13 protein-coding genes are annotated in these 14,278 nt (G+C 51.6%); 5 read left to right on the top strand and 8 right to left on the bottom strand.

Annotated features, from left to right (window positions below):
- Window positions 1–178: 178 nt before the first annotated feature.
- Both GK091_RS26770 and GK091_RS26765 read left to right on the top strand, forming a co-directional pair.
- Window positions 179–1,705 carry a gliding motility-associated C-terminal domain-containing protein gene (locus tag GK091_RS26770; protein ID WP_164043808.1) on the top strand — a complete coding sequence of 509 codons (1,527 nt, stop codon included), beginning with the start codon at window positions 179–181 and terminating at the stop codon, window positions 1,703–1,705.
- Between the two features lie 629 nt (window positions 1,706–2,334).
- On the top strand, window positions 2,335–2,568 hold the full coding sequence (locus tag GK091_RS26765) for a hypothetical protein (protein WP_164043807.1): 234 nt from the start codon (window positions 2,335–2,337) through the stop codon (window positions 2,566–2,568).
- 210 nt (window positions 2,569–2,778) lie between these two features.
- Here GK091_RS26765 and GK091_RS26760 read toward each other — a convergent pair whose 3' ends face one another.
- A complete protein-coding gene (locus tag GK091_RS26760; protein ID WP_164043806.1) occupies window positions 2,779–3,060 on the bottom strand; it encodes a YtxH domain-containing protein in 282 nt (93 codons plus the stop codon).
- Between the two features lie 605 nt (window positions 3,061–3,665).
- On the opposite strand from GK091_RS26760, the gene GK091_RS26755 reads away from it, so the two are divergent.
- On the top strand, window positions 3,666–4,178 hold the full coding sequence (locus GK091_RS26755) for a response regulator (protein ID WP_164043805.1): 513 nt from the start codon (window positions 3,666–3,668) through the stop codon (window positions 4,176–4,178).
- A gap of 31 nt (window positions 4,179–4,209) precedes the next feature.
- Here the strand turns inward: GK091_RS26755 and GK091_RS26750 are convergent, their stop codons facing one another.
- Both GK091_RS26750 and GK091_RS26745 read right to left on the bottom strand, forming a co-directional pair.
- Window positions 4,210–5,487: a sensor histidine kinase gene (locus GK091_RS26750; RefSeq protein ID WP_164043804.1), complete on the bottom strand. Its 1,278-nt coding sequence runs from the start codon at window positions 5,485–5,487 to the stop codon at window positions 4,210–4,212.
- A 457-nt stretch (window positions 5,488–5,944) separates the two neighbouring features.
- Entirely contained in the window at window positions 5,945–6,460 is a 516-nt protein-coding gene (locus GK091_RS26745; RefSeq protein ID WP_164043803.1) for a hypothetical protein, read from the bottom strand.
- Between the two features lie 726 nt (window positions 6,461–7,186).
- Here GK091_RS26745 and GK091_RS26740 point away from each other — a divergent pair.
- Window positions 7,187–8,482, top strand: a complete 1,296-nt coding sequence (locus GK091_RS26740) for a sensor histidine kinase (protein WP_164043802.1) — start codon at window positions 7,187–7,189, stop codon at window positions 8,480–8,482.
- A gap of 111 nt (window positions 8,483–8,593) precedes the next feature.
- On the top strand, window positions 8,594–8,746 hold the full coding sequence (locus GK091_RS26735) for a hypothetical protein (protein WP_164043801.1): 153 nt from the start codon (window positions 8,594–8,596) through the stop codon (window positions 8,744–8,746).
- A 147-nt stretch (window positions 8,747–8,893) separates the two neighbouring features.
- Here GK091_RS26735 and GK091_RS26730 read toward each other — a convergent pair whose 3' ends face one another.
- The 5 genes from GK091_RS26730 to GK091_RS29755 all read right to left on the bottom strand — a co-directional run bounded on the left by GK091_RS26730 (window position 8,894) and on the right by GK091_RS29755 (window position 14,245).
- Window positions 8,894–9,469, bottom strand: coding sequence for a carboxymuconolactone decarboxylase family protein (locus GK091_RS26730; protein WP_164043800.1), 576 nt, complete (start codon window positions 9,467–9,469; stop codon window positions 8,894–8,896).
- 15 nt (window positions 9,470–9,484) lie between these two features.
- Window positions 9,485–10,039, bottom strand: a complete 555-nt coding sequence (locus GK091_RS26725) for a carboxymuconolactone decarboxylase family protein (protein WP_164043799.1) — start codon at window positions 10,037–10,039, stop codon at window positions 9,485–9,487.
- A 140-nt stretch (window positions 10,040–10,179) separates the two neighbouring features.
- Entirely contained in the window at window positions 10,180–11,397 is a 1,218-nt protein-coding gene (locus GK091_RS26720; protein WP_164043798.1) for an MFS transporter, read from the bottom strand.
- A gap of 83 nt (window positions 11,398–11,480) precedes the next feature.
- The gene (locus tag GK091_RS29760; RefSeq protein ID WP_246202443.1) at window positions 11,481–12,515 is read right to left on the bottom strand and encodes a TonB-dependent receptor domain-containing protein; all 1,035 of its coding nucleotides are present in this window, start codon (window positions 12,513–12,515) and stop codon (window positions 11,481–11,483) included.
- Window positions 12,500–14,245, bottom strand: a complete 1,746-nt coding sequence (locus tag GK091_RS29755; RefSeq protein ID WP_246202440.1) for a carboxypeptidase-like regulatory domain-containing protein — start codon at window positions 14,243–14,245, stop codon at window positions 12,500–12,502. Before GK091_RS29755 ends, GK091_RS29760 begins: the two co-directional genes overlap by 16 nt.
- Window positions 14,246–14,278: the final 33 nt, after the last annotated feature.

Raw genomic sequence — 14,278 nt, 5'->3', positions numbered from 1 at the left:
CCAACTAACCAACACCTACGTAGATCGACGAGATGAATTAAGTATCCGTTTCACTACTATAGAACCACCAGTGCGAATTTCCCATATTCCGTTAATATGCGTACTTTAGTCATCTATAAGTAAAATTTTTTTCGGCAATAGTACCGCAACCGAATGATAAGTGCAGCACATACTACGAATGGCACGACAATCTACCTGGCTTCTGATTCTGGCTTTAGCCCTGTTCTGCATCCAGGCGAACGGGCAAAATCTTGTACCAAACGGAAGCTTTGAACAATACGCTCAGTGTCCTCAGCAGGATAACCTTCTTAGCGAAGCGGTGCCCTGGTATAACCCTAGCCGGGCTACGCCTGACTTTTACCACGAATGCTTTAAAAGCGGCCAGATGGCATTGTCACCCCACACAGGACAGGGACTGGCACACTTATTTCTGGATAGAGGCTGGTCTGAATACATGGCCGTACCGCTGCTGAAGCCACTGGAAGCAAACCAATGCTACTCGTTCGAAATGTATGTGGCTTTGGAAACGCCGAATAAACTGCTTCCCCAAACGCTTGGCGCTTATTTCTCAACACAACCCGTCACAACGACCACAACCGAATTATTTGCGGTTAATCCGCAGTTTATCGAGAGTCAGCTCACGGCTAACACCCCGGCGTTACGGTGGCAACGGGTATCGGGCAGCATTACCGCCAAGGGAGGAGAGAAATATGTCACCATCGGCAGTTTCTTCAAGTCGCCCCCGCAGTTAGGGTTCTATTATCTCTTCATCGACGACGTATCCCTTTTGCCGGTCAAGCTTGATCTGGGCCGGGACACGACCCTTTGCGGCCGTGCGAGTACGTATTCGCTCAGCGCCAAAACCCCCGGCGCTATAGACTACCTCTGGAACGACGGCACTATATCTCCGACTCTCTTGGTAACGAAAGCAGGCACTTATTCCGTAAAGGTCACGACGCCCTGTAAAATTTTGTATGATACGATTTCGATTAACTATAGTCTCGATTTTAATCTGGGTCCTGACACGACCCTATGTACCGGTCAGACACTTACGTTAAGCGTTCCGTCCAGTGCTTCATCGACCTATTCCTGGCAGAATGGTTCGTCGTTGAATACCTTTCCCGTATCACAGGCTGGCCGCTACACCGTCAGGGTCACGCAAGCGAATTGCACCGTCACCGACAGCATTCAAGTCCGGTACACGGAACCACCCCAGCTAGACCTGGGCCAGGACATAGAGCTTTGTGGAGCGGAGCGATTTACGATCCAGCCAACAGTCGCAAAAGGCCAGTTTGCCTGGCAAGATCTATTTGCAGAGCAATCCCGAACCGTGACAAACTCTGGCGTTTTTCGCGCAACAGTACGTAATGAGTGCGCAACGGTTACGGATTCTATCGTGATCTCTTACGGTGCCTGTGACTGCGTTCTGTACACCCCCGATTCATTCACACCCAATGGCGACGGTTCGAATGATACGTTCTCTGCGTATGGGTGTGGGGACATTTCGATTCAATCCCTTTCTGTTTTCAACCGCTGGGGTGAGTTAATTTTCACGACGACGACCCCTCCTTTTCAATGGGACGGGTATGTTCAGGGAGTTGCCTGCCCAACGGGCGTGTATGCCTGGCATATTGACTATCGATTAAGCCAGCGCAATAAAGTAACGCCCGGTCAACGCCAGGGCTCTGTTTACGTACTGCATTAATCGAGTAAACAGATAAACGAATTGACACTTACCGGTTTCAGTCTGTAACCACTATACCGGCCAATAAATATGTACTCGTTTTCTTTATTTAGATAATTTAATGTTTACTTTTGTTAACATTGTTGATATCAGTGAAACATAGGGTTAGATTAAAGAGAGGATAAACAGAATGGGCCGTTCTACTGGAGCGGTCCTTTCTCTTTTCAGCGTTCCTTTCCGTCGCTCCCGGCTTCTTTAGTTGATACATACCTGACAATGATTCCTTACTGACTTCACACCGTTGTTGAATTACGATAGTATAATTCATAACAAAACCGACCGTAGATCAGTCGGCTTCGTCATGACCCGGATTCATCGATGCGTCAAACGAGTTGATGAGTGTTGAGGATTACCAATTCATGACCTGTCGCTCTATTATTCTCGTTCCGTCTTGCCTAGCGGCTATTAAACCAGGTTATCAGAACAGGTTACTACCCGTTAAGCTCATAAACTAGATAAAACGGCTATTTTTTTTCACTCTTCACACATTCCTGTTTCAGGGTATGCCGGTTAATTAATTCATCACTACTAATCAGCGAGTTACAGTTGGCTTCGATTAAATTAGAGGATACTGCCTAATTTGAACAGCCATGAATTTAGTATATGCATTAGCCGTCATTGGCGTGTTATGGTTAATTTTTGGTGTCTTTTATTTGATACGCCACGTTTCGTTTTCCAGAAAATGTCCCCATTGTGGGGAAGCGCATCCCGACCGCGTTCCCCGCTCCGCACTAGCCAAAACACTGGCTGTTGTCATGACCGTTAAAGCCTACCGATGCAACAATTGCTCGACGCAGTTCATTAAAATTGGTGATACAGACTAGCTGATCCATAGGCTTGTGCCGCTAGTTCTGTTAAGAAGGATTTGTTCGCTCAGACAACTGATACCCGTTGACCCTATAAAAAGCGAATCCCCAGCCTTAGTAGACTGGGGATTCTTTTCATATCGTTGAGAGAGTTAGCCAGTCATTGAACCAGCTTTGTAGTACTTATAACGCTCGAAATAAATAAGCGTACGGCTTTTTCGTATTCAATTAACTGATCTTGCCTTTGATCGTATCGACGGCATCTTTCGCCTGGGATGTTGTTTTGTCCCACTGGTTTTGAATTTCTGATGTCGCCTTATCCCACTGGTTCTGGATTTCTTTTGTCTGGTCAGCTAACGTGTCTTTGATACGTCTGCGTGTTTTCTTGCCAGAACGCGGGGCAAACAGCATTCCGACTGTCAGCCCGACAATGAGACCCGTTAATACACCTGCACTGTACGTTTTCGCTGTAACATACCCGCCTGACTTTTTGCCTAATTTGAATTCCATGATCGTGTGTACGTTTAAGATGCTTGTGAATGGACAACAACTTTTACGGACTAAATTTCATGCCAAAAAATATAACACAATCACATATCGTTAATAATCAGATAATTGGCGACCTTTCATTGTATGCATCTGCTATTGAATTGTGGGATGTTTTACCCATTTGTGTAGTAATCCGGGTATTCTTCGTCTAACCCCTCGACTATACGGTGCAAGTAAAAAGCGTTAAAAACTAAATTCGTGTTTGTTCCAATAGCCAGTCCGATGACGATCAAGCAAGGTGTATCCACAGCACTTCCGGCCGGACAACGGGTCGTTTATGTTCATCTGTTTCGCGTACAATCAGAGTACAGTCCTGGTAGGAAAGCAGGTCGATCGCCCGGTTAACACCTAAATTAACCGAGTAATGAGCTATTGTCGGCCACTTTAGCCGTTCGCATTCTAGTGCTCATCGTTAGGCATCAAATCCGAATGCTTGTTTTATAGACTATAGCTGAACAACGCCCGAATAGGCTCGTTAAGACTTTTTGGCTTGAGCAATTGTATTCTCTACATGTAAGCGCCCCTCAAGTGAGACCAGGGTTTATTAACCACTCAATGGGATGATTATGGATTCACTCGACACCGCTCAGCTAACCAATACCAGCTATCTGGCTATACGCCAGTACAACTTCCAGCAGGCGACATTACTAGTGGTGGAAGATCAGGAGGACATCTGGACTCTGGTCCGCTTTAGTCTGTCCAAGTACTTTCCCGATGTGACCCTGGATCGATGCGCCAACCGAAAGGAGGCCATCGCCTACCTCACCGATTCCATGGCCAATGGCACTGGTTTACCCAAGTTGATCCTTCAGGATCTGTACTTGCCACAAAGTGAAGCGGGTTTTGGTCTGGTAAAAGACATTCGGATGCTACTCCTCAACCAGCAGCAGATTCCCATTCTGGTGATGAGCTCTTCGGTCGATGAAGGCGACGTACGGCAGGCCTATCACCAGGGGGCTAGCTATTACATCGTAAAGCCCCAGACTATTAACAATTGGCTGAGTCTGGCTCAGAGTTTGCGCCAGTTCTGGTGGGAACAGGGCGTGCTACCCTTGGATGGTGCAGTTGGGAATCTTTAAACCGGACGAGCGAAAAACACGCAAAATCCTCCTAGGGCTGCCAATGAATTGCCAGCCGGATCCGAAACAAGGTGCCTTCACCCGGTTTGCTTTCGATCTCCAGCTGAGCCCGCAACAGCTCACACAACCCCTTGACGATGGATAAACCAATGCCTTCCCCTTTGTGTGCCAGGGCAGAGCGGGATGCTTGTATCGTAGCCGCCTGCCGAGCATCATCCTGCGCATTTTCCAGCCCAAAGGCCGCGGTGGATTCCGAAGAAGGGGCTAATAGTTGGGGAAAAGAACCCCCTTTCGCAGCCGTAGGCAAGCCCGGTCCCGAATCCTGCACACTAACGATCCAGCGAGAATCCTTTTCCCGACTCCACGAAATCGATACGAATCCGGCAGGGGTGTGCTTGATGGCATTGAGCACCAGATTTTGGATGATGCGCTGAAGCTGAACCGGATCGCTCTCAATCGACAGGCCAACCGGACCGTCCGCATTGAGCAAGAGCCCCCGCTCAGCCGCCAGAGGCTGGTAATCTGCCACCAGGTTGGTCAGTAACTGGCCTATATCGACGGACTGGATGTTGAGCACTTCCTGCCCCGCTTCCAGCCGGGCTAAGTCCATCAACTGAGTGACCAGCGAACGGCAATTGGTCAGGTTACGCAGCAACATGGACAGCATCTGTTCCCGCTGTTCCTGAGAGTCGATCGACAACTTCAATAAGGAAGCCGCTCCCTGAATGGCCCCAAAACTACCCCGCAGGTCATGGGAGGAATGGCGCAGTAAATCAGCCCGTTGCCGACCAACCTCATTCAACTCAGTCAGGGCTTTTTCCAGGGTTTCGACCCGACTGGACGCATTGATGCGTTGTAGATCAGCATACTGACCTACACTCCCGGTGTTGATTTGATTAACAAACTCGAAAAAGTGTTCATAGGCATCGGGTATAACCGTGGAATTGGTGGTAAGGTAGTCTTGCCAGAACAAGCGTAATTCGGCAAGCAAGAGGTTGCTCAGATGCAACATCTCGGCCGACAATTCAGCCAAAGCATACCCCTTTTGCCAGCGGTGGAGGCCATGTTCAGCGGCTAATAAGCTGATCGGGGCTTCTTGAACCTGCCCCCGAAGCTGCTGCTGGAACACATTGAGCATGAAGGGTACTTTGTTATTAAACTCCTCGCGGCTCAGGCTGGCGACGACTTTCAGGGTGGGATCAGTCTCACAAGCTGTCCGCCAGTTATTGAGCAGGGCCTCGCGTCGGGCGGACAGGTAAACGGCTAGTTGAACTAACGAAGCCGATGCCTCATCAGAAAAGAGAATCATGGTAACCTGGTTAAACCTACTCACTACGTTCGGCAGGTGCGGTCCGTCCGGAGGAATTGTCCCAACTAGGCAACCAGGCGAAAACCACTGACAATCAACAGAATTGTCAGTAATGTAAAGATAACCCGTTTTTGACCAATCCAGTCAGAACGAAGCTAACGTTACGTATCAAGTGAGGCAGTGGAGCGCATTCGTAACATTCATGCCTTGGTTCAGCGACAGACGTACTCCCTTAACGAGCAGCTTCGCTTACCTTTTATCCATCCGGCAGTAGTCGCTCTGAACCACTCCATAACGGGAAAGGCGCAGACACCCGAAGGAAATACTCCATGAAAACTAGGCACTTGATCCATACCGACAACCATTTTGACGGATTTAGCGATGCAAGCTGAACCAACTTACGAAGCTGGCTGGATGGATGTAATCGCAACGGAGGTATAAAACTTCGTTCTTTAGCTTACGAATAGACGATATAGGAAGACCATCGCTGGCAAAAATTATGCAGTCCAGCCTGCGCCTGCTCGAGTTGACAGCGGTACAATGTTAATTGCATCTCAAGGCGAACGTAGCAGGAATCCCAGTGAGCCGTTCGGGGCATTCGTTGAATACGGGACTCTGTTTGTGCGATGGCCTGTTCAAGCCAACTGATTCGAGTCTGATACGTTTCACGTAGCCGCCAGGAAAAGTTAGTGAGGATCTGCTGGTGTATAGCGTGTGAACTGACCGGCTTGTTCAAAAGGGCTTTCCAGTCTTCTTCAAGCTTTTCAATATGGGGTCGGATTGGCTCACCGTCGAAGGCTTCGGCTGGCAGAGGTATGTGCTGTCCGTTATCGAGCAGATCAACGCTTACTACCACGTCCCCAGCTGCGGCAATTGCACTGAGCACCTCGAAAGCAGCCTCCAATTGGGGAACCTTACAGGAAAAGGGTCTATCGTGTCCCTGGTCATCTAGCGTAACGATTAGCAGGAGCATACGCGCATACGGTTAAGTTGGTACAAGATACAAGTATGTGACGTATATGGCTACTAGTTCAACTAAGTTTAGTTAACGGAGGATAATACTGAGTAAATGGAAAGTAATGAAAAGACGAAACCGATTCACATCAGCTGTAGCTGTATTGACGTTTCAGTGTTACCTGCTGTGGGAAGGCTCAGCGGCCAACAAAAGCCCGACTAATTGAGTCAGGCCCTGTTGTCTCTATCTACCATGCTTCACGAAGGGCACTTGTGACTCTAACCCAATCGACGCAGAATGCGATAAAGCGATGCGCTAACGGCACACGACACAAAGGCCCGACAAGTGCCGGGCCCTGTGCTACTTCTTAGAAAACAGATCATCAAAGCTGTTTAACACGCGCTGGCGATGAGCGCGTTAGTTGGGTGAGGATTCGGAGCGCAACCAAGACAGCCTCCAATGAAACCCGGCTCGCGATACATCAACGGAAGTGCTTATCCGTTCAGTTGACGTATCACAAGCGACCCAAAAAGTAACGCACGATACGGGTCCTGTCCCATTTGGCGGTGTTGAGTAACTAGTTTACGACATAGGTCCGGCCTGCCTCTCCGCGTCGTAGGTCGCTACACGTTTAGCGTTTATTATCAGGATGATCGATTCATGCGTCAAAGACTCCACTTATTGAGCAGAGTTGTTGATATTGCACTATATTAAGCTAGCCCCTCACCCAATCACCCCTGTGCGATGGCTCACTCTAAGTCTGAAAAACTAATCCATCTGCTCGCTGATAATCTGGATATGCGCCGGGAATCTATCCTCAATCTATGGCGTACGCGCTGCCAGCAAGACCAAAGTCTGAACAGCAAGATGGGTTTCGCCCGCGAAGAATTTAATGATCAGGTACCTGCCTTGCTCAATATTTTAGCTCAACGCTTACGGGGAGAAATCGAAGAATCAGATCCGCTTTCCAGGGCAGGCGAACATGGCCTTCACCGCTGGCAACGGGGCTATTCACTGCCCGAACTGCTGACGGAGTTAGAGCATCTATACTGGATCATCCTCGACGAAGTGCGGGCCTTTCAGCAACAACATAGACAACTTACCGGGGATTCGCTCTCCCTGATCTATCGGCAGGTATTTGAGTTGGAAGCCGAAAGCAAACGCGGGAGTGTGCTCTACTACGATCAACTGCGCCAGACCAACGCAGCCGAACAAGCCAACAGTCTGCAAGAATCGCTCGACAAACTTCAGCAGCTGAGTAAACAACAAGGTGATCACCTACGCCAGAATTCGCATGATTTGCGCTCCAGTTTCGGTATTCTGATGGGTGCGGCCAATCTGCTTCAGCTGCCCAACACGGAGAAAGAGCGAGTTCAGTTTGTGGACATGCTGAACCGTAATCTGGCCTCTATTCGCGGTATGCTGCTTCAGCTGACCGATTATGCCCGGATCGAAGCGGGTCAGGAGAAGGTGGATGTCAGTGAATTTGATGCCGCGACTCTGGTACGGGAATGCGTTGATCTGGCCCAACCCCTGGTCGATCCCCATAATTTTGTATTGCAAGGCGATGGGCCTGATACCCTGCCGGTACGCAGTGATGCCATCAAGGTCCAGCGTATTTTACAAAACTTGCTTTACAATGCCATCAAATATACCAAGTCGGGGTGGGTATATGTGTCCTGGGCTCAGGAAAACGAGACCCGCTGGATTCTGAGTGTACAGGATTCGGGCACTGGCTATACCCCTAACAGCCCGACTAGTCTGTTAGCGGAACAGTTAAGACCACTCAGCCAACCCAGTAGCACTCATCAATCCGGCGGACCCGGTGAGTATCCGCTTCAGGAACCACCGACGACCGAATCCCTTAAAAGCCCATCGGCCAGCCATCAGAAGGAAAGTGAAGGACTAGGGTTGTTTATTGTCAAGAAGCTCTGTGAATTACTGCGGGCCAGCATGGATATTGAAAGCGCTCCGGGGAAGGGCACTTTAGTCCGCATTCGATTCCTGTCCAATCAAGAGGCAAGCAACAGTAGTGACTAAGTTGACTCGTGCACTACGTGCGTTTGCCCCGGGTCAAATCTGTATCGAAGTACCGGCGAAAAGGGAAAGCGAGGTCAACAGCCAGTATTATCAGTCCCCGAAAGGACACTTATGGCGGCTAACCAATACAGCACAAACCTGCACATCGACACCAATAGCCTGCGGGCTGTTCGTCCTACCGATAAGGCCATTCTGATCTTGTTCGGCTACGGCCATGTTCCGGACGTAAAACCGTTGTTTGCGTCAAATCCCGCTTCGAGGTAACTGAAGTCGCTGACATGCCAAGCGAATAAATGAGCCCGTTATCGTAGCTTGAAAGTCAGTCTACGATAACGGGCTCAGCACAACGACACACGTACCTCTCCAGGCAAGAGAGAATCTACTGTGCATGGCACTATCGACAAACGAGCCTTAACGTGGCGGCATATAATGATCATCGTGGGTGTAGCCGTATTCAGCTACTTTCTGCGCCCGATACCGATATAATTCCGGATCGTCAGGCGCCCAGGTGTTCAGCCCATCGACATACCGGTTGAACATGCAGAACGCAGCCGCAATCAACACCGTATCGTGAATATCGCGGTCGGTGGCTCCTTCGGCGCGGGCCCTGTCAATCTGCTCAGTTGTGACTTGCTTGCCGCCTTGCTGTACGCTTCCGGCAATGGTTAATAAAGCCTTTAGTTTATCCGAAATAGCGGCCTGGACATAGTCCTGTTTCACCGACCGCACCAGCGACCAGTCAGTATCGCCCAGGTGGTGACTGGCTACGGCCCCGTGAATGGTCTGGCAGAAAAAACAATCGTTTTGAGCGGATACATACGTGGCAATCAGTTCCCGCTCGCCTTCGCTGAGGGTTGAATCAGGATGGTTTGCATTCGCGCGAAGCAGTACGTTGACCAGATCATTAAGGGGGCGGGCCGTTTCGGAACTAAACGCCATCGGGCCGCGAATACCCGGCAAACCGGGCAAAAAATCAATGTGAGGCATAGTATTCGTTTGGGTTTAGTTTGGTTTGGGTAAGGCGTAGCCTATCTTTCCCATGCGCTCGCCCATGGCCGCGTAGGCAGCCGGGTCGTCGGGCGTCAGCGTGGCAAGGCCATCCACATAGCGGTTGTACATCGAAAACGAAGCGGCAATGAGCACCGTGTCGTGAATATCGCCATCGGTCGCGCCTTCCGTTCGGGCAGCTGCCACCACATCGTCCGTCACCGTACGCGCATCAGCCGTTACGCGTTCGGCAATCGTGAGCAGAGCCCGAAGTTTGGACGAGATGGGTGCCGTTTCCGGATTTTGCAGTGCCTGATCGACAACCGATGCCTGTTCGCCAAAAAGATAGCGGGAGGCCGCAGCGTGGCTGTTCATACAGAAAGCCGTGCGGTTCCGGCTCGACACATAGGCCGCAATCAGTTCGCGCTCGGCATCGGACAATGTGCTGTCGGGTGAACCGGCGCGAAGTAACGCCTGTACTAGTTCATAAAGTGGTTTACCCGTGTCGGGCCGGTACATAACCAGACTGCGAATACCCGGCGCGTCGTTATTGAGTTGAATATATGGCATTTGCAACGTTCTCGTTTTGGAATGAAAAATGGTTGGCTTACTATTTTTTGACAGGATTCACAGGACGTATTGAAAAAATTATTAGCAAAATAAATCCTGTAAATCCTGTCGAAAAAAAACTGTACACTTCATACTATTTACTAAGAAACAGGCCTGTATCGCACAAAAACAGCCACCCAGGCAATCAGAAAGGCGATAGAAAACAGGAGCAACGCGTTGCCGAAACCACCCAACCCCGCGACCATCGTACCGACGAAAAACACCGACGTTGCCGTAAAAAAACGACCGATGTTGAAGCTGATGCCAGCCGCCGTTGCGCGAATCCGAACAGAAAACAACGCCGGGATAATGCTCGACAATGCCCCCTGACTAATACCGAAGAACAAGGCAACAAAAGCCGTTTCGGCATAGATGATCGGCGAAAACTGGCGGTTCGAGAGAAACAGCAGCGCACAGCCGCCCGCACAGCCCGCGAAGGTCAGCAAAAGCGTTGTCCGCGAACCGAGTCGCCCGATCAGGACGCCCGATACCATACCACCGATAATGCCGCCCATGCCGAGCAGCATCATGGTCAGTCCCCGTTCGCGCCCGCCCGTCTGACCGGCGGGTAGCAGCGACTGCACCCAGGTCGGAATCCAGGAAAACGTACCCCACAGCCCGATCAATACCGCCCCGAAAATCAATACGCCGGTCAGCAGGTTGGCCCGGTCGTCAGCTGTCCATGCCTTGTCGGGGTTCGATTGCTGGCGTTGCTGTACCCAGTTATCCGATTCAGGTAGACGCACGAACATCAGCAGAGCCACCAGTACCGGAATCAGGCCCAGCCAGAACGCCTGTCGCCAGGGAACCAGCCCGGCGTTGAGTCCGCCCGTTGCCACGATGCCCACCGGAAACATGACGGCCAGAATGCCCAGCACGACCGCCCGACTCGTTGAGGGCCAGATTTCAGATAGATAAACGGTAGTAAGCAGCAACACGCCACCCACGCCCGCGCCCGTTAGAAATCGACAAACGAGCAGCACCGGCCAGGTAGGCGCGAAAACCGTACACAGCATAGACACGCCGTAAAGAAACGTAACGAACGCGACGGCCCGCGCCCGCCCAATCCGATCCGCGACCAGGCCGAACACGAGTCCGCCGACTGTCCAGCCGTACAGAAAAGCCGCGCTGATGTAAGCGCCGATTTCGCCTAATTGGGCTTCAGAAACTGACTGACCTACCAATTCCGGTATGGCAACCGGTAGAAACGTCGCCATGAGCGTAGAGGCCGTTCCGCCCAGCAAATACGACAGTGCACACAGCCCAAAGGCGAACCAGTTGGCGGGCAGGATTTGGGGTTTGATTAATGTTGCTTCCATTTTTAACGAGTGAAAGAGTGGCCAAAGAGTGGAAGAGTGAAAGAGCGTTGTATGCGCCAGCCACTCATTCGCTCTTTCACTCTTTAATTAAACACAAGTGACACATAATAAAGCCCACCCACCGCCGGAGAGCCATAGGCCTGCACCACATACTGGTTGGTCAGGTTATTGGCACCGAGTTTCACGACCGTGTTGAGTGAGGATACCCGGTAGTTGACCTGTGCATCGAGGAGGTGATAGGCCGGTACGCGTCCGGGAATGAGCGCATTAAACGAACTTACCCAGTCGAAGCTTTCCTGCCAGTGCCACGAAACGTTAAAACCAACATTGGGCAAAAGACTGCGGTGGCCGAGCGTGACGTTGGTCTTGAAACGGGGTGTATTGAAAGCGGCTACGTTGTTGGGATCAGCGTTGCGGATGTTGAAGGCCGACCACGTACCGTTGGTCCCGATCTGGTAGCCGCCCGGTGTCCGGTAGGTCAGACCGAGCGTGGTCCCCTGCGATGAGACCTTGTCGGGGGCGTTAGTATACAGTTGAAACGCCTGAACCCGCCCGCTCAGAATATCCTGCGCGGCTGCGGCATTGGGTTTACCATCCGAACCCAGCACCGGGCTTTCCGGACGTAGCACCACGGAGTTGAGAATGAAGTTGGTATAAACGCCGTAGTAGTAGTTGGCATCGACCGACAGATTACTGCTTAACAAGCCGCGATAACCGACCTCAAAACTATTGACCCGTTCGGGCGCAATGTATGGCACGTTCGATTTCTGCAACTTGTCTTTGTTGTTCAGCACCGCCTGTTGCGGCCCGACTTTGCCGACATCGGCCCCGAAACCAGCACCAAACTGATTCACGCTGGCGGCTGTGTACGAATTTTCGTAGACGTTCATGCCCGTGCTGTTACTGGGTGCGCCCCCCAGAATCGTGATCGGCCCCACGTTGAGTTTGATAAACTGGTCGGACGGCGTAGGGTTCCGGAAACCCGTCTGGTAACTCGCCCGGAAATGGTGCCGGTCGGTGACTGAGTAGACCGCCGAGGCCCGGGGCGTAAAATACCCGGCGAAATTCTGGTTCTTATCGTACCGGCCCAATACCGTTAGTTTTAGCTTATCGGCCAGTATCGCCTTGCTGATCTGCGCGAACGCGCCGTATTCGTGGTACAGAATCCGCCCGCCTTTATCGTCGAAAGCGTACCGTTCGTGAACAGACTGTACTGCCGGAAATTACCGCCAACCAACACGTCCGCGACATTATTGAGCGCCGATGTCAGGTTGTACTGGCCATCAGCGTGCCACATACTGGTCTGGCTCAGAATACCCGCGCCAGCCAGCCCCTGAATGGCCGTCAGCCGATTTTTCTGCGCTTCGTACTCGGCCGTACCGGGCAGCAATCGTCCCTGATCGGCGAAGGTTCGGGCAGCCGTCTGGTCGTTGCCACTCACGTTCGGAATTGTGCCACCATAAGCGGCTGCGTACCGGCTGAACCATGTGTCATCGGCTTTATCGGGTGTGACGACGTTGCCATTTAGGTCGCGCACCCACGTTCGGTTGATCTGCTGCCCCAGCGACCGCGTATTGTAGGAATTATGCGAGTCTTCGGCGTTGCTGTACCAGCGCACGAAGAACTGCTTTCCGCGTAATTCCAGCCGGTGTTGGGTAAGTGAAAATCCGTTGACCGAGAACCGATTAGAGCCTGTATAATTGGCGGTTCCTTTGGCGTAGTTGAACGCGTAAATCGCTTCTAAACCCGGCGTAATCCGGTAGTGGAGCGCCCCATTCAGCTTCAGGCTATAGACGTTGTAATCGGTCAGATCTTTCTCCAGATACCCCGTCCGCGAGACTTGCCCCGCATTCGTCAGGGTCCTGACCACCTCATCACCGTAGATATTGAGGCCGTTCCGGGCCGGATTCTGCGCCCCCCGCTGGTCGGTTGGAGTAGCCTGGTTCACATCGTTGTAATCGGTGGCAAACCAATCGAGCCCCCACATATACGATGCGTTCAGCTTAAACGCGAACTTGTTATTGAATGCTTTGGCATACCGAATGGCATGATCGTTGTACATGGCGGCTCCCGTGTTCCGGTCATTCAAATGATTCACACCTACTTTGGCCTGAACGCTCAGTCCCTGGTGCGTGAACGGATCTTTGCTCGTCATCAGTAATGCGCCATTGAAAGCCGCCGGACCATACAGCGCCGAAGCCGCACCGGGCACCAACTCCACGCTCTCGGCATCCAGATCGCTCAGTCCGAACATGTTGCCGACCGAAAAGCCGAACCCGGCGGGTTGATTGTCAACCCCGTCGATGAGTTGCAGAAACCGGCTATTGCCCGTGCTGGCAAAGCCCCGCGTGTTGATCTGCCGATAAGTCAACCCACTCGTGACCATGTCGACGCCCTTCACGTTATTGATCCCCTCGTAAAACGAAGCGGACGGCGTTTCGCGAATGTTGCGGGCGTCCATTTTCTCGATTGTGACCGGTGCTCTGACCAGCCGCTCTTCCACGCGGGATGCGCCCACGACCACTTCATCCAAATCACTGACCGACGGGTTCAGATGAATGACAAGGGGAGCGTTACTATTCGTCACCAAAACCGTTTGGGGTTCGTAGCCAACCATCGAGATACGTAGCGTGAGTGCCCCTGCTCGGTTAGTCTGGATGCTGAACTTCCCATCATTATCGGTGACCGCACCCAACCGTTGACCAGTCAGGGTAACCGTTGCGTTGACCAGCGGCTTATGATTAACGAGGTCCATTACAGAGCCGGTTATGTTAACGGATTGGGCAAACGTTAAGGTACTAACGAGCCAGAGCCCTGCGAAAAGCAAGGCATATTTCTTTATATTCATGAGGTAGAAATGCGTCAAAATGACGGCACAGTC

Source organism: Spirosoma agri, from assembly GCF_010747415.1.
In the GTDB taxonomy this organism is placed as follows: Bacteria; Bacteroidota; Bacteroidia; order Cytophagales; family Spirosomataceae; genus Spirosoma; species Spirosoma agri.
This window is presented reverse-complemented; position numbering and strand designations above follow the sequence as displayed.

What these genes read in the sequence shown, in the direction of transcription:
- GK091_RS26770 (WP_164043808.1), top strand. Translation starts at nt 179, where the DNA reads ATGGCACGACAATCTACCTGGCTTCTGATTCTGGCTTTAGCCCTGTTC.
- GK091_RS26765 (WP_164043807.1), top strand. Translation starts at nt 2,335, where the DNA reads ATGAATTTAGTATATGCATTAGCCGTCATTGGCGTGTTATGGTTAATT.
- GK091_RS26760 (WP_164043806.1), bottom strand. Translation starts at nt 3,060, where the DNA reads ATGGAATTCAAATTAGGCAAAAAGTCAGGCGGGTATGTTACAGCGAAA.
- GK091_RS26755 (WP_164043805.1), top strand. Translation starts at nt 3,666, where the DNA reads ATGGATTCACTCGACACCGCTCAGCTAACCAATACCAGCTATCTGGCT.
- GK091_RS26750 (WP_164043804.1), bottom strand. Translation starts at nt 5,487, where the DNA reads ATGATTCTCTTTTCTGATGAGGCATCGGCTTCGTTAGTTCAACTAGCC.
- GK091_RS26745 (WP_164043803.1), bottom strand. Translation starts at nt 6,460, where the DNA reads ATGCTCCTGCTAATCGTTACGCTAGATGACCAGGGACACGATAGACCC.
- GK091_RS26740 (WP_164043802.1), top strand. Translation starts at nt 7,187, where the DNA reads ATGGCTCACTCTAAGTCTGAAAAACTAATCCATCTGCTCGCTGATAAT.
- GK091_RS26735 (WP_164043801.1), top strand. Translation starts at nt 8,594, where the DNA reads ATGGCGGCTAACCAATACAGCACAAACCTGCACATCGACACCAATAGC.
- GK091_RS26730 (WP_164043800.1), bottom strand. Translation starts at nt 9,469, where the DNA reads ATGCCTCACATTGATTTTTTGCCCGGTTTGCCGGGTATTCGCGGCCCG.
- GK091_RS26725 (WP_164043799.1), bottom strand. Translation starts at nt 10,039, where the DNA reads ATGCCATATATTCAACTCAATAACGACGCGCCGGGTATTCGCAGTCTG.
- GK091_RS26720 (WP_164043798.1), bottom strand. Translation starts at nt 11,397, where the DNA reads ATGGAAGCAACATTAATCAAACCCCAAATCCTGCCCGCCAACTGGTTC.
- GK091_RS29755 (WP_246202440.1), bottom strand. Translation starts at nt 14,245, where the DNA reads ATGAATATAAAGAAATATGCCTTGCTTTTCGCAGGGCTCTGGCTCGTT.